Raw genomic sequence first — 24584 nt, 5'->3', positions numbered from 1 at the left:
GCTCGCAAAGACGCAGAGCCGCAAAGAAAGAAAACATAAACCTTGGTTTATTTTTTGGTGTAAAGTTCAGATAATCAATTAAAAAAGAATCCCTTTGCTCTGCAAAGGGATTCTTTTATAAAGAAACAGCTTCCTGTTTTGCTTTTTCAAATTCTGAAACCATATTCTGGACAATTTCTTTTACGGGTTTTATATCGTGAATCAGTCCTGAAATTTGGCCAATTTCAAGTTCGCCTTCCACTAAATCGCCTTCAAACATTCCTCTTTTAGCGCGGGCTCTTCCCAACAAAACTTTCAAATCATCTGTAGTCGGACATTTGGCGTAAAGCTCCTGAATATCCTGATAGAATTTATTTTTGATTAGTCGTACCGGTGCCAGTTCTTTCAAAGTTACCTGGGTTCCGCCTTCTTCCAAATCAACAATTGTCTGTTTAAAATCAGCATGTGACGAACTTTCGATTGATGCGGCAAAACGGCTTCCCACCTGAACGCCATCGGCACCCAAAACCATCGCCGCCAGCATTCCTCTTCCGGTTGCAATTCCTCCGGCCGCTATCAATGGAATTTGTATTTTTTCGCGAACCATCGGAATGAGAGTTAATGTAGTCGTTTCTTCCCTTCCATTATGTCCGCCAGCCTCAAAACCTTCAGCAACAACAGCATCAACACCTGCTTCCTGCGCTTTCAGGGCAAATTTTGAACTGCTGACAACATGAACGACTGTGATTCCTTTTTCTTTTAAAAAAGCAGTCCATGTTTTAGGATTTCCTGCAGAAGTAAAAACGATTTTTACGCCTTCTTCTACAATAATATTCATGATTTCTTCAATATTGGGATACAACATTGGAACGTTGACACCAAAAGGCTTATCTGTCGCCTTTTTACATTTCTGGATGTGTTCCCGAAGGACATCCGGATACATTGACCCTGCTCCTATTAATCCCAAGCCTCCGGCATTACTAACCGCACTTGCTAACTTATAACCGCTGTTCCATATCATGCCTCCCTGAACTATTGGATACTGAATATTGAAAAGCTGTGTAATCTTATTCATTTAATTTAGTTATGGTTTATTATTTGTTTTGTTTTTAAAGATACTATTTAACAGCCAATTTTCCTGTTTTATAATTATTGCCCGCTTTGATTTTATACCAATAGATACCCGATTGCAGGTTTTCTACAGAAAAAACCGGGTTTTCTCTTTTAATTTTACTATTCATTATTTCTTGTCCTAACTGGTTGTAAATAAAAATCCGGACTTCTTCATAAGATTCCGGAATAACCAGATTGACAACAGAATTAGCCGGGTTTGGATATACTAAAAATGAGTTTTCAGAAAAAACAGGAGTGTCTAAAGCATTAGCTAATGCCCTGCTAAAATCAGGAATTCCATAACCAAATTGATTGTTGGGCGTATTATATAAATGGGCCGACTGTTTGATTAGCTGTATAATTTCCGCATTTGTTTTATCTGGAAAAGCCTGCCATAAACAAGCTACCATACCTGAAATTATAGGCGACGAAAAAGAGGTTCCGTTAGCAGTAACAATATTTCCAAATGTATCAGAAACCACAGCCTGCTGTCCTTGTGCCATTATATCGGGTTTAACCCTGCCATCAAATGAAGGCCCGATAGAACTGAAACCGGCATAACTACTATCCGGCGCTACAGCACCTACAGCCAGCGCATTAACCGCATCCGCCGGAGCCGAAATATTAGGATTAGCCCCTGCTCCTGAATTGCCTGCCGAAACAACACAAATCATTCCCTTTGAAAAAGCAATATCTGCACCACGTGAAATAAAGGCTGTTGTGCCATTCATGTCAGCATATTCATAACTATAACCCGGGTTGTTATATATGAAATATCCCAGCGAAGTATTAATGATATCAACACCAAGGCTGTCTGCCATTTCAGCAGCTTCAACCCAATACGATTCCTCAACCGGATTTTCATCCGAAATATCCTCTGTTATAAAAAGATAATACGAAGCATCCGGCCCGGTTCCAACTAATTGATTTTCAACATAACCGCCCATAGTCGCAAGTACTAAGGTACCGTGTGTTCCACCTGTATAAAAATTCGTATTTCTGTTTACAAAATCGTAACCACCTAAAATTTTATTATTGGTAATAAGTCGTTGGAAAGGTTGGGCAGTATTTACATTGGGAAAACCGGCATCCATAACAGCGATTATTTTTCCGTTTCCGGTAAAATCCTGCTGGTGTAACTGATTGCCTTTTAGCATCTGAATCTGGTTGGCCGATGTTCCATATCCGAAACTTACCTGAGTTTCTAAATTTTTATTCCCATTTGCCAATTGCGACTGATGCATGGCACGGCCCGCAGTATTCAAAGTTGGATTGGCAAACTGGATATGGTCGACAAAAGTAAGATTTTCGAGGTTTTGAATGGCTTCTACCGTACCTCTGATATGCAATGCATTCATCCATTTTGATTTGGCCTTGACTGTAATTCCTGCCGAAGCCGTCACCTGATTAATATACGATACGGAAATAGGGACATCCTTTTCGTCTAATGCAATATTCTGTCTTGTTCTTCTGTCAAGTGCTCGCTGCGAAAGCATCTCCAGCGGGTTTGCCATGTAGTGAGCGGCATCAGGCTTATCTGTAAAATAAACCCAGGCATCTTCCTGAGCCACAGCCCAGAAACCTGACAACAAGACTATTAAAAAAGTAATTTTTTTCATAAGTTATTGAATTGGCTGTCCAAACTTAAACAAATTGCCGCTATCGTCAATAATATAAAATTCCCGCATTCCCCAAGGCTGGTTTTTAAGTGCTATCTTATCTCCAAGAATTTTTTTATACCGTTCAAAAACAGCTTCAATATCATTTACCCGAATGTAGCAGCTTGAATTTTCCGGAACTATTTTTTCATTGCATTTCCAAAGGTGTATTTCATTATCATCCCATAAAAAAATTAAAAGGTCTTCATATTCACCAACTAATTTACCGCCTAAAATTTCCTGATAAAATTGTTTGGATTTTTCAAAGTCTAAAGAAGGTAGCTGGGGAATAATTTGGGTTATTTTTGAATTCAAACCAATATTTTTTAGATATGAATGTCAAATTTACGAAAATGAAATTTTATAAAACACTTTAAAGCTGACTATTTAAAGCCTTTTACATCTAATTCAACGCCTTGAAAATCAATTAAATATAAAATATTTTATTTTTTATTAGGTTTTTAAAAAATTTATACTCTAAATTTGCAACCAAGTTCTTTAAAAGATTATTCTTATCCAGAAAGACCGAGGGAATTGACCCTATGACGTCTTGGCAACCTGTCCTTTTGAGGATAAGGTGCCACATTCAACCCTTGCTTTGGCAGGGAAAGATAAGCTTAGAAAATAGTACATAATAACTCGAGATATTATTTGCTCTTCTGACTTATCGGAGGAGCATTTTTATTTTATGCCCTTTCCGATATCTGGTTTCGAATATTTTTTTAAAAGCGAAAAAATATTAAATCTTAAAAACGAATCAAGATGAAAGAGCAAACTCAAATTTTAAACTACATTCCGGTTGATAAACTAACAGGTTCCATTTCGGTGCCAATTTACCAGACTTCTACTTTTGTTCAGGATGCTCCAGGCGTTCACAAAGGTTTCGACTATGCCAGAAGCAATAATCCTACACGAAAAGTTCTTGAAGACCTGGTAGCCAAACTGGAGAACGGAACCAACGGTTATGCTTTTTCCAGCGGATTAGCTGCGATAGATGCAGTAGTGAAATTACTATCGGCCGGAGACGAAATCATAGCCGTAGATGATATTTACGGAGGTGCTTTTCGCCTGTTTACCCATGTGTATGAAAAATTCGGGATACAGGTAACGTATGTTGATGCAACCGATGCAAAGAACGTTGCTGAGGCCATCAGTGACAAGACAGCCCTGATATGGATTGAATCTCCGACCAATCCAACATTAAAGATTTCAGATTTGCGTGCTATTGGGAAAATTGCAAAAGAAAACAACATCCTGTTCTGCGTAGACAATACCTTTGCCTCTCCTATCGCCCAAAAACCAATTGATTTTGGTGCCGACTTAATTGTTCACAGTGCTACAAAATATATTTCAGGGCACAGTGACCTGATAGCCGGTCTGGTCATTACTGCTACGGAAGAATTAGGTGCTAAAATTAAATTCATCCAAAATGCTTCCGGTGCTATTTTAGGTCCGTTTGACAGCTGGCTGGTTATTCGCGGTATTGAAACCCTTAATTTAAGAATCAGGCAGCATGCTGAAAATGCACAAAAAATTGCCGAATTCCTGACTACTGAAAAACTGGTCCGTAATGTTTATTATCCGGGCTTGAAAACCCACCGCAATCATGAAATTGCCAAAAGTCAGCAGAAATATTTTGGAGGTGTTGTGACTTTTGATTTGGTTATTGACGATAAGGAACTGGCTTCAAGAATTGTATCAGGAACGAAATTATTCCAATTGGCTGAAAGTTTAGGTGGTGTGAAAAGCCTGTGTTGCCTTCCATGTGAAATGACTCATAAATCAATTCCTGCTGAAAAAAGATACCAGTCTGGCGTGACCGACAGCCTAATCCGACTTTCTGTGGGTTTGGAAGATGCTGATGATTTAATTGCCGACATAAAACAGGCATTGGAAAATGCTGTGAAGGAAAATGCTACTGTTGAATTCCATAAAAATTAATTGTACGAACAATGTCAAGAAAAAAATTAAATATAGGATTATTTGGATTCGGATGTGTGGGTTTCGGATTGTATGAAGTTTTGCAGAAAACACCGGGGTTAAAAGCAGACATCAGAAAAATCTGTGTCAAGGATAAAAACAAACCACGCGAAATTGCAGCCGAAAACTTCACTTTCGATAAAAATGATATTTTCAATGACCCGAAAATCAATGTTATCGTCGAACTTATTGACGATGCAGATGCGGCTTATGAAATCGTTACAACTGCTTTAAAAAGTGGAAAAGCAGTAGTTTCTGCCAACAAAAAAATGATTGCAGAGCATTTTGAAGAATTGTTGGAATTGCAGCGAAAACACAAGGTTCCCTTACTTTATGAAGCTGCCTGTTGTGCCAGTATGCCTATTATCCGGAATTTAGAAGAATACTATGATAATGACCTTTTGGAATCTATACAGGGTATTGTGAATGGTTCAACCAACTATATACTTACCAAGACTTTTAAAGAGAACTTATCGTATGAGGAAGCTTTAAAAGAAGCCCAGGAAAAAGGATTTGCAGAAAGCAACCCTATTTTAGATACCGGCGGTTTTGATGCCAAATACAAACTGTTGATTCTTTTGGCTCATTCTTTCGGATATATTGCCAGACCTGAAAATCTCCTGAATATCGGGATTGATAATATTGGCGGCTTGGAATTGAAATATGCCCGTGAAAAAGGATTAAAAATCAAATTAGTTGCGCAGGCTTTTAAAAATACGGACGGAAACATTACTGCTTTCGTTATTCCGAAATTTGTGGATTCTGCAGACCGTCTGTTTAATGTTGATGATGTTTTTAATGGTGTGATTACTAAAACCAGTTTTGCAGACGAACAGTTTTTTGTGGGCAAAGGTGCCGGAGCACATCCAACGGCTTCGGCCGTATTGAGTGACATTTCTGCCTTGAGTTATGATTACCAGTACGAATATAAAAAAATTGCGCAACAGGAAGATTACAGCCTGTCTGACGACGTTAATCTGAAAGTTTTCCTAAGGCACCAGATAGAAGATGCGGTTACTTTAAAGAAACATTTTTCTGCTATAGACGAATCCTATCTGAATCATGAATCCGGTTATATTACAGGTACTATTTCTTTGGAAAAACTAAGAAATATCCATTTTGATGAGAGTATCGACAAGTCTTTTGTGCTGTTGGATATTGCTTAATTAGCTGTTTAGTTTTTGTTCGTTATATATTTTGTTCAAAAAAACCCGACAAGTGATTGTCGGGTTTTTATTTTATGATAGATTATAACTTTTTATAATAATCGAAAAGTTTACGCTAAAAAACTTAGCAACTTTGTCCCTCAGAACCTTAACACCTCATTAATCAACTTCGTATTTTAGAACGCGGATGAACACCGATTAAAATAATTACGCGGATTTTGGGAAATCTGAACCAAATGGAAGCAATTCCAAAAAGCCTGTTTTCAATGATTTCTCTTTTGCATACAAAAGCACGAGACTTAGCACCTTAGGAGCTTAGTACCTCAGAACCAACACCTCATTAAATCAACTTCGTATTTTAGAACGCGGATGAACACGGATTAAAATAATTACGCGGATTTGGGAAATCTGAACGAAATGGAAGCAATTCCAAAAAGCCTGTTTTCAATGATTTCTCTTTTGCATACAAAAGCACGAGACTTAGCACCTTAGGAGCTTAGTACCTCAGAAACTTAGGCTATTACCCCAGAACCAATCAATTCCTCTCCTAAATGCCAGGAAACAAATTGTCCTTCTGTAATGGCTGACTGGGCTTCTTCGAAAGCAACATACAGTCCGTTTTCAAACTGATACAATGTGGCTTTTTGCAATGGCTGTCTGTAACGGATTCTCGCCATTACTTCCATTGTTTCGCCGTCTTTCAATGCCAAATCTTCCCGTATCCAATGCACTTCAGAACGCTCTACAAAAAGTGCCTTTTTATAAAGACCCGGATGGTGATTTCCTTGTCCGGTGTAGATGATGTTATTTTCCACATCGGTTTCAATAATGAAAAGAGGCTCTACAGTTCCGCCTACATTCAGTCCTTTACGTTGCCCTTTTGTAAAATAATGGGCTCCCTGGTGTTTTCCAACTACTTTACCCATTTCCGGGGCATAAGGAATGGATGCCGCTTCATGAGCAAGTTCTTCCTGTAATGAATTAAACCCCGTTTTTTCTTTTTTATAGATTTCCTGATCGGCTCCAATTTCAAAAATCAATCCGTCTTTTGGCTGTAATTTTTGCTGAAGGAATTCCGGCAGGCGTACTTTCCCGATAAAACATAATCCTTGCGAATCTTTCTTTTCTGCTGTAACCAGTTCCATTTTGGCTGCAATTTCCCTAACCTCAGGTTTGGTCAATTCTCCAATAGGAAATAAAGATTTGGCCAATTGTTCCTGTGAAAGCTGACAAAGAAAATAGGATTGGTCTTTATTACCATCAACCCCGGCGAGTAATTGATATACCGGCTTACCATCCACTTCAATTTCTCCTTTTCTGCAATAGTGTCCGGTTGCCACATAATCGGCTCCAAGGCTCAGGGCAATTTTCATAAAGACATCAAACTTAATTTCACGGTTGCATAACACATCCGGATTGGGTGTCCTTCCTTTTTCATATTCGCGGAACATATAGTCCACGATTTTCTCCTGATATTGCTCGCTTAAATCAATTGTTTGAAAAGGAATGCCTAATTTCTCAGCTACCAGAAGTGCATCATTGCTATCTTCCAGCCAAGGACATTCGTTAGAAATAGTTACAGAATCGTCATGCCAGTTTTTCATGAAAAGGCCAATGACTTCATAGCCCTGCTCCTTAAGCAAATAAGCAGCGACACTGGAATCAACACCTCCGGAAAGACCTACTACGACACGTTTCATTTTCTTTATTATTTAATTCAAAAATATTTGACGCTGCAAAAGTACGCCAAAATAGAATAGTTTTTATATGCTCTGCATTTGTTTAATTTATAAACACATTTGAGAAATTTATCTGTTTGCAGGAGCATTTTGCGGCAATTTTCGGGCTCCTTTGTTTTTACTATTGATTTTGAATTTTTCCTTAACCGGTTTATTCGGGTTTTCTTCCTTGACCAATTTTCCGTTTTCGTAATATTTCCAGATACCGGATTTTTTACCATTTTTAAATTGTCCTTTTATAGTTTTTCCCGCATCATCATTATAAGTAACAGCTCCGTCAAATTCTCCGTTTTTGTAGATGGCATCCTCTAAAACGACTCCTCTTTCACTATACTTTTTATAAGGTCCGTTTTTGATTCCATCCTTATAGTTAGCTTCTTCGGCTATTTTTCCACTTTTGTAAAAAACTTTTCTAATGCCATTTAATTTTCCTTTGGAGTAGTTTTCAACTGTCATTATTTCTTTTGACTCCAAATGATAGTATTTCCATTCGCCTTCATAAAGTTTGTTTACTTCTTTTCCTTCACTTACTTTATTCCCTTTTTGGTCAAAGAATGTAGTATAAGCACTTCCGTCTTTTGCCGTAAAATCTCTGGTAGCTATAACTTTTAGTTCTTTAGTATCGTCAAAGAACTTAAAAACACCGGTTTCTTTTCCGTGTTCGAAAATTCCTTCATAGCGAGGTCTTTGGGATTCTGCATAAGTTCCTTTCCAAAGTCCGTGGCGCAAGCCTTTTTCGTCGAACTTATTAGTTTCCTGTGCAAATGCAGCCTGGAATATTGATAAAAATAGAATAAATGTTATGACAGGTAATTTCATACAATAGTGGTTTTATTATTCTTGTTAACTAAAAATATCAGTTTTTATTGCCGTGGTCTTCACTTCAAAAAGCCTGCCGAAACATTTGTGTCACAGACTGTGTCAGAATTTAAAAAAGCACCCTAATTGAGTGCTTTTTATTTTTTATTTCTTTTTTCTCTCGTCGAGTGATTTTTTCTTATCCTCCAGAGCTTTGTTTTTTTGCTTTTGCTGTTCCTGCGCCTGCTCCATCATTTCCTGCATTTTTTGCTGGAATTTGCTTTTAGGCTTTTCTTTGGTTTTATTCTCCTGAATTCTTGCATGGATTTTTTCATCATTAATGATGTAATTCTTAATTACCAGCATGATTCCAATTGTAATAGTGTTGGAGACAAAATAGTACAAACTCAATCCGGAAGCATTGTTGTTAAAGAAAATCATCATCATCAATGGCGACAGATAAATCATCATTTTCATGATTTTGCTCATATCCGGCATACCTTCCTGTGGTGGTGCACTCATTGTCTGGTCACCTGTTGTCATCTTCATGTAGAAGAAGATAGCAATTGCTGCCAAAATCGGGAACAAACTGATGTGGTTTCCGTAAAAACCTGAGATTACCGGAATGTGCTGCTTCCAAGAGAAAATAGCATCGAAAGAAGACAAATCTTCAGCCCAAAGGAAGCTTTTCTGTCTCAGTTCAATAGCCGAAGGGAAAAACTGGAATAAGGCATAGAATACAGGAATCTGCATTAAAGCCGGGAGACATCCCGCCATAGGATTGACGCCTGCCTTGTTGTACAGTTTCATGGTCTCCTGTTGTTTCTTCATCGGATCTTTTTTGAACTTCTCGTTCAATTCCATAATTTCCGGACGAAGTACTTTCATTTTTGCCTGTGACAGGTATGACTTATAGGTTACCGGTGACATTACCAAACGTACCAGAATAGTAAATACGATAATTGCGATTCCGTGTGATAAGAAAAGGCTCAGGAAATCATAAACCGGAATGAAAATCCAACGGTTAATCCAACCAAAGATTCCCCATCCTAAAGAAATCACTTCGTCAAGATTTTTGTCGTATTTGTTTAAGATTTTATAATCGGCTGGTCCGTAGTACCAGTTCATATTGTAATTCACTTCTCCACCTTTGAAAGCCAAAGGAACAGTAGCTTTAAACGATTTTGTGAAGATGGTGTCCTTCTCAATATCTTTTACCAGATTATCTGATTTCAACTCTGCTACCTTAAATGGTGTATCTGTCAAAAGAATTGAGGTAAAGAAATGTTGCTTGAATGCAATATAGGTTACGTCTTTAGCTTCGGTGTTGCTGGAAGATTGTCCTAAATAGTCGTCTTTTCCATTTTCATATTCGTACACCAATTCTGTATAACGGTTTTCATACGAAATACTCTTTTCGCTTCTGTAGGTCTTCATGGTCCATTCCAAAGGAAGCGGATTGGAAGTCAGCAGTACTTTGCTCAAACCTTGTGTTCTGATAGAGAAGTCAAGCATGTATTCTTTTGGCTTCAATACATAACGGTATTCCAGATATTGCTCCGGACCTGCTTTTAAACGCATGGTCAACACCTGGTTTTCACCTTCTTTGGTAAGAGCCGGCTCAAAATAAAGGTCTTTTGTATTTAAAACAAGATTGCCTTGTGTTTTAAGCTCGATATTTAATTTGGCATTATTGTCTTTAATTATTTTTACCAGTTCACCGGAACCTTTGCTAACGGCTTCGAAATTTTTCATTTCTGCACCAACAATATAACCTCCTTTGTTAGAAAAAGTAAGTTTTACCAAATCATTTTCTAAAGTCTGGATTTCCTGTTTTGCTGACGGAAGTGTTGCAGCATAAGCAAAACTGCCTAAAGAGCTTTTCAATTTTTCCAATTGAAGCGAATCTTTTGCCGTAGTATCAACTGCGGTTAATGCGGCTTCTTTTTCAGATGTTTTTGCTGCTGCTTTTTGTTTTTCTGCCTCAATTTTGGCTTTCGCATCAATTTCTTTTTGTGAAGGCTTATTGATATACATTACGCCCAACAAAAGCATAAAAATCAACAAGAAGCCAATAATTGAATTACGGTCAAACTTTTTTTCTTCCATTGTATTCTAAATAATTAATTTAATTACGCATCTAACGCGTGAGTTCTTTACTGAAGTTGCCTTCAAATACTATTTATTTTTATGTGTTACGGCCGCTTTTACAAAACTCACAAATAACGGATGTGGCTGTGCGACTGTACTCTTATATTCCGGATGGTACTGTACTCCGATAAAAAACGGATGTTTCTCAATCTCGATGATTTCCACCAAGTTCGTATCCGGATTTATACCCGATGCTTTTAATCCGGCATTTTCCAATTCTTCCAAATATTCGCCGTTAAATTCATAACGGTGGCGGTGACGCTCCTGAATCTGGTTTTTACCATAAATCTTTGAAGCCAGAGTATCCGGTTTTATTTCACATTTCCATGCTCCCAGACGCATTGTTCCACCTTTATCAGTAATCGTTTTCTGTTCTTCCATCAGATTGATTACCGGATGTGCTGTTCCCGCATTCATTTCTGTTGAATTGGCATCTGAATACCCCAAAACATTTCTTGAATATTCAATTACAGCCATTTGCATTCCTAAACAGATTCCAAAAAACGGAATATTATTTTCTCTTGCATAACGAACCGTATCAATCTTTCCTTCAATTCCTCTTTCACCAAAGCCCGGCGCTACAAGAATACCGTCTAAATCCCTTAGCTTGTCGGCAATATTTTTCTCATCTACATATTCAGAGTGAATGCTCACTACATTGACTTTGGTTTCATTGGCAGCTCCTGCATGAATAAAGGCTTCTAAAATGGATTTATAAGAATCCTGCAATTCAACATATTTCCCAACCAAACCGATATTTACGATGTGTTTCGGATTTTTCAGTTTTTGCAGGAACTCGTTCCATTGTTTCAAATCCGGAGTTGCTTTTTCCGGCAAATCCAATTTTTTCAACGCTACTTTGTCAAGACCTTCTTCCAACATCAGGTTTGGAACATCGTAAATTGTTGAAGCATCAATCGATTGGATTACGGCTTCTCTTTTTACGTTACAGAATAAAGCCAGTTTCTGACGCAATTCATCAGAAAGTTCATGTTCTGTTCTGCAAACCAAAATATCGGCTTTAATTCCGCTTTCCATCAATGCCTTAACAGAATGCTGTGTCGGTTTCGTTTTTAGCTCACCTGCCGCTGCCAAATAAGGCACTAATGTCAGGTGAATTACAATTCCATTGTTTTCACCCAATTCCCAAACCAGTTGACGAACGGACTCAATATAAGGAAGTGACTCAATATCGCCAACAGTACCTCCAATTTCAGTAATCACTATGTCAAATTCGCCAGTTTTTCCAAGCAGCTGCATTCGCTCCTTGATTTCATTGGTGATATGCGGAACCACCTGAACGGTTTTGCCTAAAAACTCTCCTCTTCGCTCTTTTTCAATTACAGAAAGATAAACCCTTCCTGTAGTCACATTATTTGCCTGCGAAGTAGGAACGTTTAAGAAACGTTCGTAGTGTCCAAGATCCAAATCGGTCTCGGCTCCATCATCCGTCACATAACATTCTCCGTGCTCATAGGGATTCAAAGTTCCCGGATCCACATTAATGTAAGGATCAAATTTCTGGATTGTCGTTCGATAACCTCTGGCCTGTAATAATTTTGCTAGAGACGCAGCAATAATCCCCTTTCCTAAAGAAGAAGTCACACCGCCTGTAACAAAAATATATTTTGTCTGATTCATTGTGCTGTTGTTTGTCGTTGTAGTTGTGTAAAAAAACGTGGCAAAAGTACAAATTATTAATTGATAATTGAGAAGCGGGAGCCTACATTATTTTTTTTGAAAAAATTTAGTGGCTGTTTGGTTGGCAAAAAAGATTTTACATTAATTTATTTTAAATAAATTCAATTTTGTTAAAATAATTTGTATTTTAGTCTATAATCAACCAAATAAAAATTATTATGACAGAAGTATCAAAATTAAATCGATTTCTTGGGATCTTTATTGACGGTATTATTGCGTACATCCCAATGTTTGTGTTTTCTTTTATAGCGGTTCTTGCCGGTATTGGGATAATCTCCTACATAGGATGGCTACTTGGCATTGGCTATTACCTGTTAAGAGATGCGCTCCCGGGCGGGCAAAGCATTGGCAAAAAGCTGATAAAGTATGCAGCCGTTAAACAAGATGGTTCTTCTTTAGAAGGAGACTATGCTACCAGCGCCACAAGAAATATAACTTTATTTATTCCGTTACTTGATGCTATTCTGGTGCTTATCGATAAGCCAAGACTGGGTGACGACTTAGCAAAAACAAGAGTGGTCAACAAATAATTTTTAAACAAAAGATAAAGCCTGTGAAATTTCACAGGCTTTTTTTGTTGCTGCCAACTCAAGGTTTGGCGTATTGTTTCTTTATATTTCTGACGAGTTCTTCCAATCCGTTTAATTTCAATTCATAAACCAATTGCAATTGCTGTCCTAACTCTCCTTTTGGAAAACCTTTATTGCTGTACCAAACAACATAGTATTCCGGCAAATCTATCAGATACCGGCCTTCATACTTTCCGAAAGGCATTTTGGTATGGGCTAATTTTATGAGAAGCTTTTTCTGTTCGTCCATTTATTTGGAAAAATAGATTCTGACTCCAATCCAAAACACAAGAGAAATTATACTTAGTGTCAGGATTCTGCCACCTTGTTTCCTGTCGGATTCGATATAATTATAAACACGGTCGCCGTTTGGGAGTGTTTTTCTATGGGTTTTCAAATACCATCCTATAAAAATCCCCATAAATCCGCCTAAAAAAGCCATGATATAGCCAATGATAATCCAGGTAGTCTGACGTTCTTCCGGCTTAGCCAAATCTTCCAATCGTTGCTTTCTGTGCCTTTCTATTTCTTCCGGGGCTATTTCATGTCCTCTTTCCTTAAGAATCTTTTGGGCCAGCAAATAATCCAGGTGGCTCCATTCATCTTTCTTAACGATGATTTCTTTTAGCTCTTCATCTGTAAAATCATGCAGATAATGGTCTGAACCAATAGTTTCTACCAGATTAGACGAAAGCTGTAGCAAAAGAACATCGGCTTTTTCAAAATCTTCCTTTTGCAGTTTTATCAGGTAATCCTTTGTCAGTTCTGAACCTCCAAAATTACCATCCAAACCGGAAGAAACATCTTCAATGCGGTACTCTATCTTGCTTTCTTTTAAAAAATTAGCCAGTTCGACAGCATCTTCTTTAAGATTGAATTTCTGAAAAGTAATGAATTGAGAATTTTCCAATGATTATTTCCAGTTAAAGGTGATTACTTTTTCGATATCCGGATTCAGGCTAAGAATAACCGGGCAATTCATTGCTGTTCTTTCCAATATAGTCCTGGTTTTATCATCGGCTGCAACCGACATATTCATCACGATTTCAATCTTCGCAATTTTTCTTGGTTCTGCCTGCATGATTTTGGTTACTTCAACAGTCGAACCTATCAGGTTTATGTCCATATCTTTTGATTTGATTGCCATAATCGAAATCATACAGCTACCCAACGCATTGGCCAGTAAATCTGTAGGGGAAAAAGCTTCACCTTTTCCATGGTTATCGGTTGGCGCATCGGAAAGAATTTCGGTTCCTGATTGCAGATGTACGGAAGAAGTTCTTAAATCTCCCAGGTATGTTACTTTTGATGTCATTATTTTGCTTCTTTAACAGACAGGTCTTCATCATAATAAAGAATGTAAACACCTTTATTAGAGTAGCCTCCCGCCGGATTTCTATTATAGTTGAATTTATTTTCTACTTGTTCTGTAGCCACATCATAGATGGTTTCTTCAAAGCTTTTTTCTTGCGAAAGTCGCAACATGGCATCAAATGTAACATCAAAACCACGGGTTGCATACTGGTTTGGCAGGATGTTGTTTTTCTTTTTGTACATTTTCGCAAAAATCAATGCTTCGGGCGTATCATTTTCACGTGTCACGGCAGGATACATCATTTTTAGCTTAGCAAGATTGGAAACTAAAATTTCATCAGAATCCAGGGCTTCATTCGATTCCAAAATAACCAATTGCAACTGGTATTCGGATTGCGCTGCCAACAAGGCTGTAATTGTAGACTTAATCATCCAGATACTAGCCGTTTCCATAACAACATAGTTCATCTGATTTGGTTTAAGCAATGATTTCAGGCTTTCTGCAGACAATCCTCCTTTATCGGTAAAAGTAGCAAATCGGACATTGCCATAGTTGTCTGAAATATATTTTCTGGTCGTTGCTTTTTTAGGGTCGACAACGGCCACTATATTACCATTTTTGCTGTTCATGTAATCAAACATCGCATTTCTCAGATATTCCGGCGTTGGCATTGACTGGTATAGGTTGCTATACAGTTTGGCACTATCTTTTGATAATGGTGAAATTACAGGAACATTGCTTTGGTTCAGCATTTCTGCCGTTTTTTCGGCATGTGCCTGATAAAATGGCCCGATTACCACATCCGCTTTCGTTAGATTATTCTGTACAAAAGTGCTTGAAATATTGGATGTATTTTTATTTTCCTGTGAGTCAAAAATCTTTACGTCAATATTCAGTCCTAATGTTTTTGCAGAGTCAATAGCCATCAAAGCTCCTGAGTAAAAATCGAGAGTCATATTTAAGAATCCGTCTTTCTTAAGTCTTGTCTGAACAGTTGATGTCGAATCTCCACTTATTTTTGCCAGGTTAAAAGGCAGCAACAATACCAATTCCTTTCTATCTTTTTTCGAAAGTGTTTTAGTCAAATCCGTAAAATTTTTAGTCGAAGCGCCTGATACCGGCAACGTATTAGGAACTTTCAGCATCATTCCAACTTTTACGCCATCTTTCAGTTCCGGATTCAAATCAATCAACTCGTTTTGGCTTAAGCCAAATTGTCTGGAAAGGCTGTAAAGTGTTTCTTTAGGTTTTACTTCATATTTGTCGAAATTTGAATCTGCGGTTTCCTGTTTTGGAGCTTCCTGTCTGGTTTCCGATTTTTTATCAGCAGTTTCCACTTTTGAAGGATTACCTTTAATAATCAATACCTGCCCTATTTTCAAACCTTCTTTGATTTCAGGATTTCTCTTTTCCAATTCTTCAAGAGTAATTCCGTATTTTTTAGCAATAGAATATTTTGTTTCTTTTGGCTGTACTTCGTGAGTAAAATCCTGTACCGTATTTTTGAGCTCTTTCTTTTCTTCTTTTTCAGCTTTCTTTTCTGCCTTCTCCGCTTTTCTTTCCTCTTTCTTAGTAGGCTTTGTTTCTTGTGGTGGAGCTTGTTGCTCTTTTTTAGGTATTGTAAGAACCTGACCTATTTTTAGCCCGTTTTTTATTTCCGGATTTGCTTTTTCTAAATCAGAAACAGAAATATTGTACTGCTTCGCAAGACCGTAAACGGTTTCTTTTGGAGCAACGGTATGTGTTCCGTTTTTCTTTTGGGATGGCGTATCTGTAACTTTTTGCTCTTTAACCGGAATCTTAACCGTTCCTTTGGAAGGAATCAACAAAACCGAATTTTCCTTTAGGCCATTTCTCGCATCAGGATTAAGCGTGTAAATATCCAGAGGTGTAACTTTATATTTCTGCGCAATCTGTGTTACTGTTTCACCGCTCAACACCGTGTGTTTCACATTTTGCTGTGCCTTTGCTGTAAAGGACACTAAAAACATTAATACAAGTACATAAAAAAACTGCTTCATTTTATTCTTTCTTTAAAGGCTATATAAGTTTTATAAGCTATTAAGTCGTTACTAATTTAGAGAAAAGCAACGACTTAATTAATTTAATTTTTCAATTTCTTATTCCCACTCAATTGTGGCAGGCGGTTTTGAGCTGATGTCGTATACAACTCTGTTCACACCTTTTACTTTGTTTATAATTTCGTTTGAAATCGTCATCAAAAATTCATACGGTAAGTGTACCCAGTCTGCCGTCATTCCGTCTGTTGATTCAACTGCTCTCAGGGCAACTACTTTTTCATAGGTTCTTTCATCTCCCATGACACCTACGCTGTTTACAGGAAGCAGAATTGCGCCTGCCTGCCAAACCTTGTCATATAACCCATGTGATTTCAATCCTTCAATAAAGATAGAGTCTACTTCCTGAAGGATTCTCACCTTTTCCGGAGTGATATCGCCTAAGATTCGGATGGATAATCCCGGTCCGGGAAAAGGATGCCTTCCTAATAATTCCGGAGAGATTCCCAATGTAGCACCTACTCGTCTTACTTCATCTTTGAAAAGCATACGCAATGGCTCTACAACTTTTAGTTTCATGAAATCCGGCAAACCTCCCACATTGTGATGGGATTTAATGGTTGCCGATGGTCCTTTCACAGAAACCGACTCGATTACATCAGGATAAATAGTTCCCTGGGCAAGCCATTTCACGTCTTCCAATTGATGAGATTCGTCGTCAAAAACTTCAATGAACACACGTCCGATTGTTTTTCTTTTTGTTTCAGGGTCTTCTATTCCTGCCAACTCACCCAAAAAACGTGCCGAAGCATCTACTCCCTTAACATTGAGTCCCATTCCTTTGTATTGTTCCAGGACGTTTTCGAATTCATTTTTGCGCAATAATCCGTTATTTACAAAAATACAGTATAGGTTTTCACCAATGGCCTTGTTTAACAAAACTGCCGCTACGGTAGAATCAACACCACCTGATAAACCAAGAACTACTTTATCGTTTTTGATTTTTTCCTGAAGTTCGGCTACGATTTCTTCAACAAATGCATTTGGCGTGAAGTTTTGAGGCACTTTTGCAATCTTAACCAAGAAGTTTTCTAAAATCTGTTTTCCATCGGTTGAGTGGTATACTTCCGGGTGGAATTGAATAGCATAAGTCGTTTCTCCTTCTATTCTATAGGCCGCATTTTCTACATCTTTGGTACTTGCCAGCCTTACGCCATTTTCAGGCATTTTTTTGATAGTATCGCTATGGCTCATCCAAACCTGGCTGTTAAGATGTACATCATCAAAGAAATCTTCATCGTCTTTGATAAAAGTCAGATTGGCTCTTCCGTATTCACGAATATTGGAAGGTGCTACTTCACCTCCTGAAAAGTGGGCAAGATATTGTGCTCCATAACAAACGGCAAGCATTGGCAGTTTACCTCTGATTTGTGACAGGTCAGGATGCGGTGCATCTTCTGCTCTTACAGAAAAAGGACTTCCTGATAAAATTACAGCTTTATAACTGGATAAATCACTCGGAAAATGATTGTATGGGAATATTTCGCAGAAGATATTTAATTCGCGAACCCTTCTCGCAATCAGTTGTGTGTATTGCGATCCGAAATCTAAAATAAGTACGTTGTGTTGCATGCGCAAAAATACTATTACTATTTGAAATTAAAAACGCATCGGCAAAAAAACAAAAAAGTTTTTTTGTAGTATTGCATTACTGTTTACAACCAATTTTTTAATCAGGCACTTGTTTTTTGTCTTTTTATAATACCAGAAATTGTTCCGGTTGCTAAATGAACGAACCCATGAACATGGAATCAACAGGTATTCAAAATCATTTATCTTCTTTTTTCAAATGGATAATAATCTGTTTGCTTACAGGAATACTTTCAGGATTAGCTTCGGCCCTCTTTCTTTTCTTGCTTGAATGGGCTACTTCTTACAGAGAAAATAATTATTGGATTATTTCCTTATTGCCTGTTGGAGGCCTGATGATAGGGCTTCTGTATTACTATTATGGCAAAGAAGCAGTAAAAGGAAACAATCTGATTTTAGAGGAATATGATAATCCGAAGAAAACCATTCCTTTTATAATGGCACCACTGGTGTTAGCAGGAACCATCATCACACATCTTTTTGGCGGTTCTGCCGGACGTGAAGGAACTGCCGTTCAAATGGGCGGTGCCCTATCCGACCAGTTTACACTTCTGTTTAAATTACAGCCTGAAGAACGAAAAACGATATTAATAATAGGAATAAGTGCGGGATTTGCTTCCATTTTTGGAACACCATTGGCCGGAGCCCTCTTTGCTCTTGAGGTTTTGTATTTCAGCAAAATACGAATCAACAGCATCGTTCCATCTTTTATGACCGCCTACATTGCTTATTATACGGTAGAGCTATTGCCTGTAAAACACACCCACTATTCCATTCCTTTTGTTCCGGAGCTTACTGCCATGAATTTATTTTGGATAGTTCCTGCCGGCATTCTTTTTGGACTCGCAGCTATGCTATTTTCAAGAACAACTCATTTTTGGGGACGCCTTTTTTCGAAATACATTCCATATCCACCTTTAAGACCATTTGTGGGTGGAATTATCCTTGCGATTGTTATTTTCAGCTTCCATACTACAAAATTTATCGGATTGGGGATACCTGCCATTGTGGATTCTTTCCAAAACCAGAGTGACAATTTTGATTTTTTACTTAAAATACTTTTTACCGGATTTACGTTAGGCGCCGGATTTAAAGGAGGCGAAGTGACACCTTTGTTTTTTGTTGGTGCAACCTTAGGGAGTGCACTTTCAGGTTTGATTCCGCTGCCTGTGGCACTTTTGGCGGGTATGGGTTTTGTTGCTGTTTTTTCGGGCGCCACACATACGCCTGTTGCCTGTAGCATCATGGGAATGGAACTCTTTGGAGTAGATTGTGGAATTTATGTCGCATTGGCCTGCCTGGTGGCTTATTTCTGTTCAGGTTCTGTAGGAATCTATCACTCTCAAATCGTTAAAGGACCAAAACATATTGTTTATCAGAAAATCAGGCGAAAAGACCTGAAAGATTTATAATGCATTTGTATTACTACATTCCTTAATTTTATTAATTATTATAGCAAAAAAATGTAATTTCGCAATCTATGAAAGAAGAAGATATTAAAGGGATACAGGAATTATTGGTATCGCCTAAAAAGATTGCAATTATTCCGCACCGAAGTCCAGATGGTGATGCTATGGGGTCTACCCTTGGATTATGCCACCTGCTAAAAAAACTAGGCCATGATGCCGTAGTGATTGCTCCAAATGAATTTCCTGAATTTCTGGCCTGGCTGCCCGGTTCTGAAGCCGTACTGATTTATGAAAAAGACAAAACAAATGTTACAACAGTTCTCCAAAAAGCAGAATTAGTCTTTACGTTAGATTTCAATGCACTTCACAGAACGGGAGAAATGGAAAGCGTATTATCGAAGTTAACAGTGCCGTTTATTATGATAGACCATCATCAGAAACCGGACAATTATGCGATTTATACTTATTCTGATACAAATTTCGGATCTACTTGCGAGATGATTTATAATTTCATCTTGTTTTTAGGCCATAAAAACCTGATTGACAAAACTATTGCTTCCTGCCTGTATACGGGAATAGTAACAGATTCCGGTTCTTTCCGTTTCCCTTCAACAACCAGTATGACCCATCGCGTTGTGGCTGAGTTGCTGGATATTGGCGTAGAAAACGGAGACATCCACAATTCATTGTTTGACAACAATTCTTATCACAGGCTTCAGCTTTTGGGAAGAGCATTGCAAAATATGAAGGTGCTGCCGGAATACAAAACCTCCTACATCAAACTGACACAGCAGGAACTCGATGAGTTTCATTATGTGAAAGGTGACACGGAAGGCATTGTAAACTATGGACTGACCATACGTGGAATTATTTTCACAGCCATATTTATCGAAAATAAAGAAGAAGGAATTATTAAGATTTCATTCCGTTCGCAGGGCAACTTTGATGTCAACCAATTTGCCCGCGACTATTTTAACGGTGGAGGGCATATTAATGCGGCTGGAGGAAAATCAACCCTATCTTTAGACGAAACCGTAAAACAATTTGAATCTATTTTACCAAAACAAAATTTTAATGTGTAGGCCTATGAAATTTTTCAAGCTTATTTTGGGTATTACAGCCGGGGCTCTACTGGTTACGGGCTGTACACAACAACAGGCCAGAAAGCCTATTTCGAATTCATCAGGAACTTTTATGAAAGAATCTGTTGAGCGAAACAAAAAACTGATTGCCGGTGAGGAAGCCGAAATCGAAGCCGTTATCAAAAAAGATACGGCAGCCAAATATATAGCCACAGCAAAAGGTTATTGGTATAAATACGATTTAAAAAGTACGTTGACCGATACGCTGACTCCAAAAAAAGGAGATGTTGCTTATTTTGATTATGAAGTCAAAGACCTGAACGGCAACATGATTTATACAGAATTAGAACTTCGTCCACAGGTATATCGTGTCGATAAGCAAAATATCATGATGGGAATGCGTGACGGTATCAAGCTGATGAAAAAAGGGGAAAAACTGACTTTCCTTTTTCCTTCGCATATGGGCTATGGCTATCATGGCGATAACAGGAGAATTGGCCACAACCAGCCTTTGATGGTTACAATTACCCTAAAGGACATCAAACCGGAAAAAGACGCTAAGGCAACTGCTAAAGATGCAAAAACGACGGTCCCACTAACTACCGAGACTCCAAAAACAACAGAAACAATCAAACAATAAACCGACTATTCACTATGAAGAAAATAACAAGTTTACTTTTAAGCCTTAGTGTTTTATTTTTATCCTGCGACAAGTCTAACAGCAATCTGCCTGATGGTATGTATGCTGAAATCGAAACAGACAAAGGAACCATTATGGTGGAACTGGAGTATAAAAAAACACCTGTTACGGTTGCTAATTTTGTATCGCTTGCCGAAGGAAAAAATCCTGTAGTAAATGAAAAATACAAAGGAAAACCCTTCTATGACGGATTAAAATTTCACAGGGTGATTCCTAATTTTATGATACAGGGTGGTGACCCCGACGGAAATGGTTCCGGAGGACCGGGTTACCGTTTTCAAGATGAAATTGTTCCGGAACTAAAACATGACAAAGGTGGTGTGCTGTCTATGGCAAACGGAGGTAAGGCTACAAACGGAAGTCAGTTTTTCATCACACACCAGGCCACACCATGGCTTGATGGCATCCATACTATTTTTGGCCATGTCATGGGTAACGGAATGGAAGTTGTGAATGCTATACAACAAGACGATGTTATTAAAAAAATAACCATTATCCGTAAGGGTCAGGATGCCAAAAAGTTTGATGCTCCTAAAATTTTTAAAGATGGTTTTGACAAACAAACTGAAGAGCTAAAAAAACTTGAAGAAGAGCAATTAAAGATGAGGGAGAAGTATTCTGCTGTCATTAAAGAAAAGGAGGCTCAATTCCAACAGTTAAAAGCGCAATCAACCAAAACCCAATCCGGATTACAATATAAAATAATTACCAAAGGAAAAGGCAAAAAGCCTGTAGCCGGAACTCCGGTTTCTATTAACTATGCCGGTTACTTTGAAAATGGTGATTTGTTTGACACCAATATCGAAAGTATCGCTACAATTTTCGGGAAATTAGACCCTAACAGAGCTGCTGCGAAGGCTTATTCTCCAATTCCCTTCACTATTGGAATGAAAGAAGGCATGATTCCGGGCTTTATTGAGGGCATTGAACAATTATCGCCTGGAGATAAAGCAGTTATCTTTATCCCTTCTTATCTTGCCTATGGAGAAAGAGGGGCTGGTGGTGTTATTCCTCCAAATGCTAATATTATTTTTGAAATTGAAATGCTGGGAGCTACTCCTGCAAACTAATAGATTCTTAAAAACAGTATAGAAAACTTAATCTGATACACAATGAAATTAAAATTTATTTGCTTATTGTTTCTGGCCATGACAACTGGTCTTAGCGCCCAGACAAAATCAGCCGCTCCAAAGAAAGCCGCAACAACTAAAAAAGCAGGAGCTACGGCTCAAGACGCGGGCATTTATGCTCAGATAGAAACAAACAAAGGAAGAATAGTCGTGAAGTTGGAATACCAAAAGACACCTATCACAGTGGCCAACTTTATCTCACTTGCAGAGGGAACCAACAATGCCGTAAGCGCAAAATATAAAGGAAAACCTTTCTATACGGGAATTAAATTCCACAGAGTAATTAAAGATTTTATGATTCAGGCCGGTGACCCGGACGGTAATGGTTCCGGCGGTCCGGGCTATCGTTTTGCAGATGAAATTGTTCCGGAATTGAAACATGATTCAGGCGGTGTACTTTCTATGGCTAATGCCGGGGTTGGCACCAACGGAAGCCAGTTTTTTATCACTCATAAAGATACTCCGTGGCTTGACGGAAAACATACTGTTTTTGGTAAAGTAGTCAGCGGTATGGATGTGGTAAATGCTATTGAGCAGAATGATGTAATCATGGAAGTAAAAATCATCCGCAATGGTGCCGAAGCTAAAAAATTCGATGCTGCAAAAGTTTTTAATGATTACTTTGTTAACAAGGATGAAAATGAGAAAAAACAGCTTGCTGCCGAAGCCGAGAAAAAAAGAGCATTGGAAGCTGAGTATGCTCCTGTAAAGGCTAAAAAAGTTGCTGAATTTGCAGCTATGAAAGCTACTGCCAAAAAAACAGAATCAGGTTTACAGTATGCCATTACACATAAAGGAACCGGAACCAAACCTACATCAGGAACAGTTTACGTTGGTTATGCAGGTTATCTGGAAGACGGAAGCCTGTTTGACAGCAGTAATGCAGAAATATCAAAAGCATTCGGAAAATATGACGCTAACCGCGATGCACAAGGCGGCTACCAGCCATTTCCTTTTGACATTACAAACAAAGGAGGCCTGATTCCTGGTTTCCTTGAAGGAATTAACCTTATGTCATTTGGAGATAAGGCTACGTTCTTCATCCCGTCTAATCTCGGTTATGGCGAAAGAGGTGCTGGCAACGTAATTCCACCAAACTCCAACATTATTTTTGAAGTAGAGCTTTTGGAAGCACCAAAACAATAATTAGCTTTTAAATACAATACAAAAAAAGGGATTTTCTAAATGAAAATCCCTTTTTTTATTTTTTGAACTTCCATTCAAATTCATCCTTGTCATTGATGATGGCTCCAATTTCTACCTTTACCACCTCATCAAATTCAGCTTGCAGTATTGTCCAGTTAGCTTCGTTAAAAAAGTTTTCCAGCGTGTCAAATTCTTCCTTTTCCCATTTTGCCCATCCGGCAGTTTCAAGTTCTTTTTGTACTTGAGCAATTGGACGGCCTATAATTTTTTTATCGAAAAGCAAAACTTCGGGATTGGATGTGATAAGATAGCCCAACCTGAAATCTTCATCCTTGTAAAAAGTCAGTCGGATTTTCTGCTTGTTGTACTGTAGTATTCTATTACCATCTTCATCTGTAGAAGTCTTATCGGGTTTGCCGTATACTTCTTCTACATCTTTTTGCAACATCCCGAAGACCAGTTTGTCTATTCCTGTTTTTGGATTGATTTTCATATTTTATTTGTTATTTATTTTATCAAGCAGCCTTTGTCTGGCTCCTTCCTCCCATTCGTTTTTCAGTATGCTCAAAATTATGGAATCGCGTCTGTCATCGCTATTGAGTTTGGGCATATGGCTTCGCAATATTCCCTCTACCTGGCAGCCAATACTTTTCATTGCCGCTATGCTTTTGGCATTATTACTGTCTGCCCTGAATTCGACCCTTTCCATTTTCAAAACCTCAAAAGCAAATTGCAACATCAGGAATTTGCAGTGTTTGTTGAGTCCGGTGCCCTGAAAATCTTTCCCATACCATGTATATCCCAGCTGCAGGCTGCTAAACGGAAAATTAATATCATAAAAGCGTGTGCTTCCGGCGTAGCGCCCTGTTTTCTTGTCTATAACGATAAAAGGAAATTCTGTCTTGTTTTCGCGAGCTTGTATTGCCAGGTTGATGTAGTTTTTCAGATTTTCACTTCCACTAGCCGCTATGCTTGAAAATGTCCAGATTTCAGGCTCATTGAGTGCAAAATAGAGCAGGTTTTCAAAATCCGAATGTTGCAACGGGCGCAACAAAACGATATCATCTTCCAAAACAAGGTTTTGTGAAAAGTCAAATTCTTTAATTAATGCCATAAAAATTATACGATTTAGGGTTGCATTTAGGCGTAAAAAAGCTTCGTGAAGATATAAAATATTAATAGGTATTTTTTACTGATTCCAATAAATTATTGCAGTCGCTTTTTCATTCAAAAGAAAACATTTTAGTTTATTACAGAAACATCTGCAAAAGCATCTAAAG

The 24584-nt window shown here is 38.1% G+C and carries 22 protein-coding genes and 1 riboswitch; of the genes, 8 read left to right on the top strand and 14 right to left on the bottom strand.

Features of this window, described 5'->3' with window-relative positions:
• Positions 1 to 115 precede the first annotated feature (115 nt).
• From B0G92_RS08045 to B0G92_RS08035, 3 genes are read right to left on the bottom strand one after another with little or no spacing between them, the layout of a single operon-like run.
• Complete coding sequence (locus tag B0G92_RS08045; RefSeq protein WP_101471727.1) at positions 116 to 1054, bottom strand: NAD(P)H-dependent flavin oxidoreductase; 939 nt, start codon at positions 1052 to 1054, stop codon at positions 116 to 118.
• 43 nt (positions 1055 to 1097) lie between these two features.
• On the bottom strand, positions 1098 to 2711 hold the full coding sequence (locus B0G92_RS08040) for a S8 family serine peptidase (RefSeq protein WP_101471726.1): 1614 nt from the start codon (positions 2709 to 2711) through the stop codon (positions 1098 to 1100).
• 3 nt (positions 2712 to 2714) lie between these two features.
• Positions 2715 to 3065 carry a bleomycin resistance protein gene (locus tag B0G92_RS08035; protein ID WP_056070406.1) on the bottom strand — a complete coding sequence of 117 codons (351 nt, stop codon included), beginning with the start codon at positions 3063 to 3065 and terminating at the stop codon, positions 2715 to 2717.
• A 194-nt stretch (positions 3066 to 3259) separates the two neighbouring features.
• A riboswitch (SAM riboswitch) is annotated at positions 3260 to 3368 on the top strand.
• A gap of 144 nt (positions 3369 to 3512) precedes the next feature.
• Here B0G92_RS08035 and B0G92_RS08030 point away from each other — a divergent pair.
• Both B0G92_RS08030 and B0G92_RS08025 read left to right on the top strand, forming a co-directional pair.
• Entirely contained in the window at positions 3513 to 4691 is a 1179-nt protein-coding gene (locus B0G92_RS08030; protein ID WP_101471725.1) for a trans-sulfuration enzyme family protein, read from the top strand.
• A gap of 11 nt (positions 4692 to 4702) precedes the next feature.
• Positions 4703 to 5896: a homoserine dehydrogenase gene (locus B0G92_RS08025; protein WP_101471724.1), complete on the top strand. Its 1194-nt coding sequence runs from the start codon at positions 4703 to 4705 to the stop codon at positions 5894 to 5896.
• A gap of 512 nt (positions 5897 to 6408) precedes the next feature.
• Here B0G92_RS08025 and mnmA read toward each other — a convergent pair.
• The 4 genes from mnmA to B0G92_RS08005 form a co-directional block, all read right to left on the bottom strand.
• A complete protein-coding gene (gene mnmA / locus B0G92_RS08020) occupies positions 6409 to 7596 on the bottom strand; it encodes a tRNA 2-thiouridine(34) synthase MnmA (protein ID WP_101471723.1) in 1188 nt (395 codons plus the stop codon).
• A gap of 108 nt (positions 7597 to 7704) precedes the next feature.
• Positions 7705 to 8454 carry a toxin-antitoxin system YwqK family antitoxin gene (locus B0G92_RS08015; protein ID WP_101471722.1) on the bottom strand — a complete coding sequence of 250 codons (750 nt, stop codon included), beginning with the start codon at positions 8452 to 8454 and terminating at the stop codon, positions 7705 to 7707.
• Between the two features lie 144 nt (positions 8455 to 8598).
• Positions 8599 to 10542 (bottom strand): membrane protein insertase YidC, encoded by a 1944-nt coding sequence (gene yidC / locus B0G92_RS08010; RefSeq protein WP_101471721.1) that lies wholly within the window; start codon positions 10540 to 10542, stop codon positions 8599 to 8601.
• 69 nt (positions 10543 to 10611) lie between these two features.
• On the bottom strand, positions 10612 to 12225 hold the full coding sequence (locus tag B0G92_RS08005; RefSeq protein WP_101471720.1) for a CTP synthase: 1614 nt from the start codon (positions 12223 to 12225) through the stop codon (positions 10612 to 10614).
• 218 nt (positions 12226 to 12443) lie between these two features.
• Here B0G92_RS08005 and B0G92_RS08000 point away from each other — a divergent pair, with 218 nt between their 5' ends.
• Positions 12444 to 12815, top strand: coding sequence for an RDD family protein (locus B0G92_RS08000; protein ID WP_101471719.1), 372 nt, complete (start codon positions 12444 to 12446; stop codon positions 12813 to 12815).
• Between the two features lie 58 nt (positions 12816 to 12873).
• On the opposite strand, the gene B0G92_RS07995 is transcribed toward B0G92_RS08000, so the two are convergent.
• The 5 genes from B0G92_RS07995 to guaA form a co-directional block, all read right to left on the bottom strand.
• Positions 12874 to 13104 carry a DUF3820 family protein gene (locus B0G92_RS07995; protein WP_056070380.1) on the bottom strand — a complete coding sequence of 77 codons (231 nt, stop codon included), beginning with the start codon at positions 13102 to 13104 and terminating at the stop codon, positions 12874 to 12876.
• Positions 13105 to 13764 (bottom strand): hypothetical protein, encoded by a 660-nt coding sequence (locus B0G92_RS07990; RefSeq protein WP_056070377.1) that lies wholly within the window; start codon positions 13762 to 13764, stop codon positions 13105 to 13107.
• Positions 13765 to 13767: 3 nt separating this feature from the next.
• Positions 13768 to 14169: an OsmC family protein gene (locus B0G92_RS07985; RefSeq protein WP_101471718.1), complete on the bottom strand. Its 402-nt coding sequence runs from the start codon at positions 14167 to 14169 to the stop codon at positions 13768 to 13770.
• On the bottom strand, positions 14169 to 16190 hold the full coding sequence (locus tag B0G92_RS07980; RefSeq protein WP_101471717.1) for a LysM peptidoglycan-binding domain-containing protein: 2022 nt from the start codon (positions 16188 to 16190) through the stop codon (positions 14169 to 14171). The genes B0G92_RS07985 and B0G92_RS07980 overlap by 1 nt, the downstream gene beginning before the upstream one ends.
• Before the next feature lie 99 nt (positions 16191 to 16289).
• Positions 16290 to 17819, bottom strand: coding sequence for a glutamine-hydrolyzing GMP synthase (gene guaA / locus B0G92_RS07975; RefSeq protein WP_056070369.1), 1530 nt, complete (start codon positions 17817 to 17819; stop codon positions 16290 to 16292).
• Between the two features lie 173 nt (positions 17820 to 17992).
• On the opposite strand from guaA, the gene B0G92_RS07970 reads away from it, so the two are divergent.
• From B0G92_RS07970 to B0G92_RS07950, 5 genes are all read left to right on the top strand, one after another.
• Positions 17993 to 19249 (top strand): voltage-gated chloride channel family protein, encoded by a 1257-nt coding sequence (locus B0G92_RS07970; protein ID WP_101472054.1) that lies wholly within the window; start codon positions 17993 to 17995, stop codon positions 19247 to 19249.
• Between the two features lie 68 nt (positions 19250 to 19317).
• Entirely contained in the window at positions 19318 to 20328 is a 1011-nt protein-coding gene (locus B0G92_RS07965; protein WP_101471716.1) for a DHH family phosphoesterase, read from the top strand.
• Positions 20329 to 20332: 4 nt separating this feature from the next.
• Positions 20333 to 20968, top strand: coding sequence for a gliding motility-associated peptidyl-prolyl isomerase GldI (gldI, locus tag B0G92_RS07960; RefSeq protein WP_101471715.1), 636 nt, complete (start codon positions 20333 to 20335; stop codon positions 20966 to 20968).
• A gap of 14 nt (positions 20969 to 20982) precedes the next feature.
• Positions 20983 to 22098, top strand: coding sequence for a peptidylprolyl isomerase (locus B0G92_RS07955; protein ID WP_056070364.1), 1116 nt, complete (start codon positions 20983 to 20985; stop codon positions 22096 to 22098).
• Positions 22099 to 22140: 42 nt separating this feature from the next.
• Positions 22141 to 23304, top strand: coding sequence for a peptidylprolyl isomerase (locus tag B0G92_RS07950; protein WP_101471714.1), 1164 nt, complete (start codon positions 22141 to 22143; stop codon positions 23302 to 23304).
• A gap of 55 nt (positions 23305 to 23359) precedes the next feature.
• On the opposite strand, the gene B0G92_RS07945 is transcribed toward B0G92_RS07950, so the two are convergent.
• Positions 23360 to 23797, bottom strand: coding sequence for a hypothetical protein (locus B0G92_RS07945; protein WP_101471713.1), 438 nt, complete (start codon positions 23795 to 23797; stop codon positions 23360 to 23362).
• Positions 23798 to 23800: 3 nt separating this feature from the next.
• The gene (locus B0G92_RS07940) at positions 23801 to 24418 is read right to left on the bottom strand and encodes a GNAT family N-acetyltransferase (protein WP_101471712.1); all 618 of its coding nucleotides are present in this window, start codon (positions 24416 to 24418) and stop codon (positions 23801 to 23803) included.
• Between the last annotated feature and the right edge of the window lie 166 nt (positions 24419 to 24584).

Origin of the sequence: Flavobacterium lindanitolerans (assembly GCF_002846575.1) — a bacterium.
Lineage (GTDB): Bacteria > Bacteroidota > Bacteroidia > Flavobacteriales > Flavobacteriaceae > Flavobacterium > Flavobacterium lindanitolerans.
The sequence above is the reverse complement of the archived record's forward strand: the minus strand, read 5'-3'. Positions and strand labels throughout refer to the sequence as shown.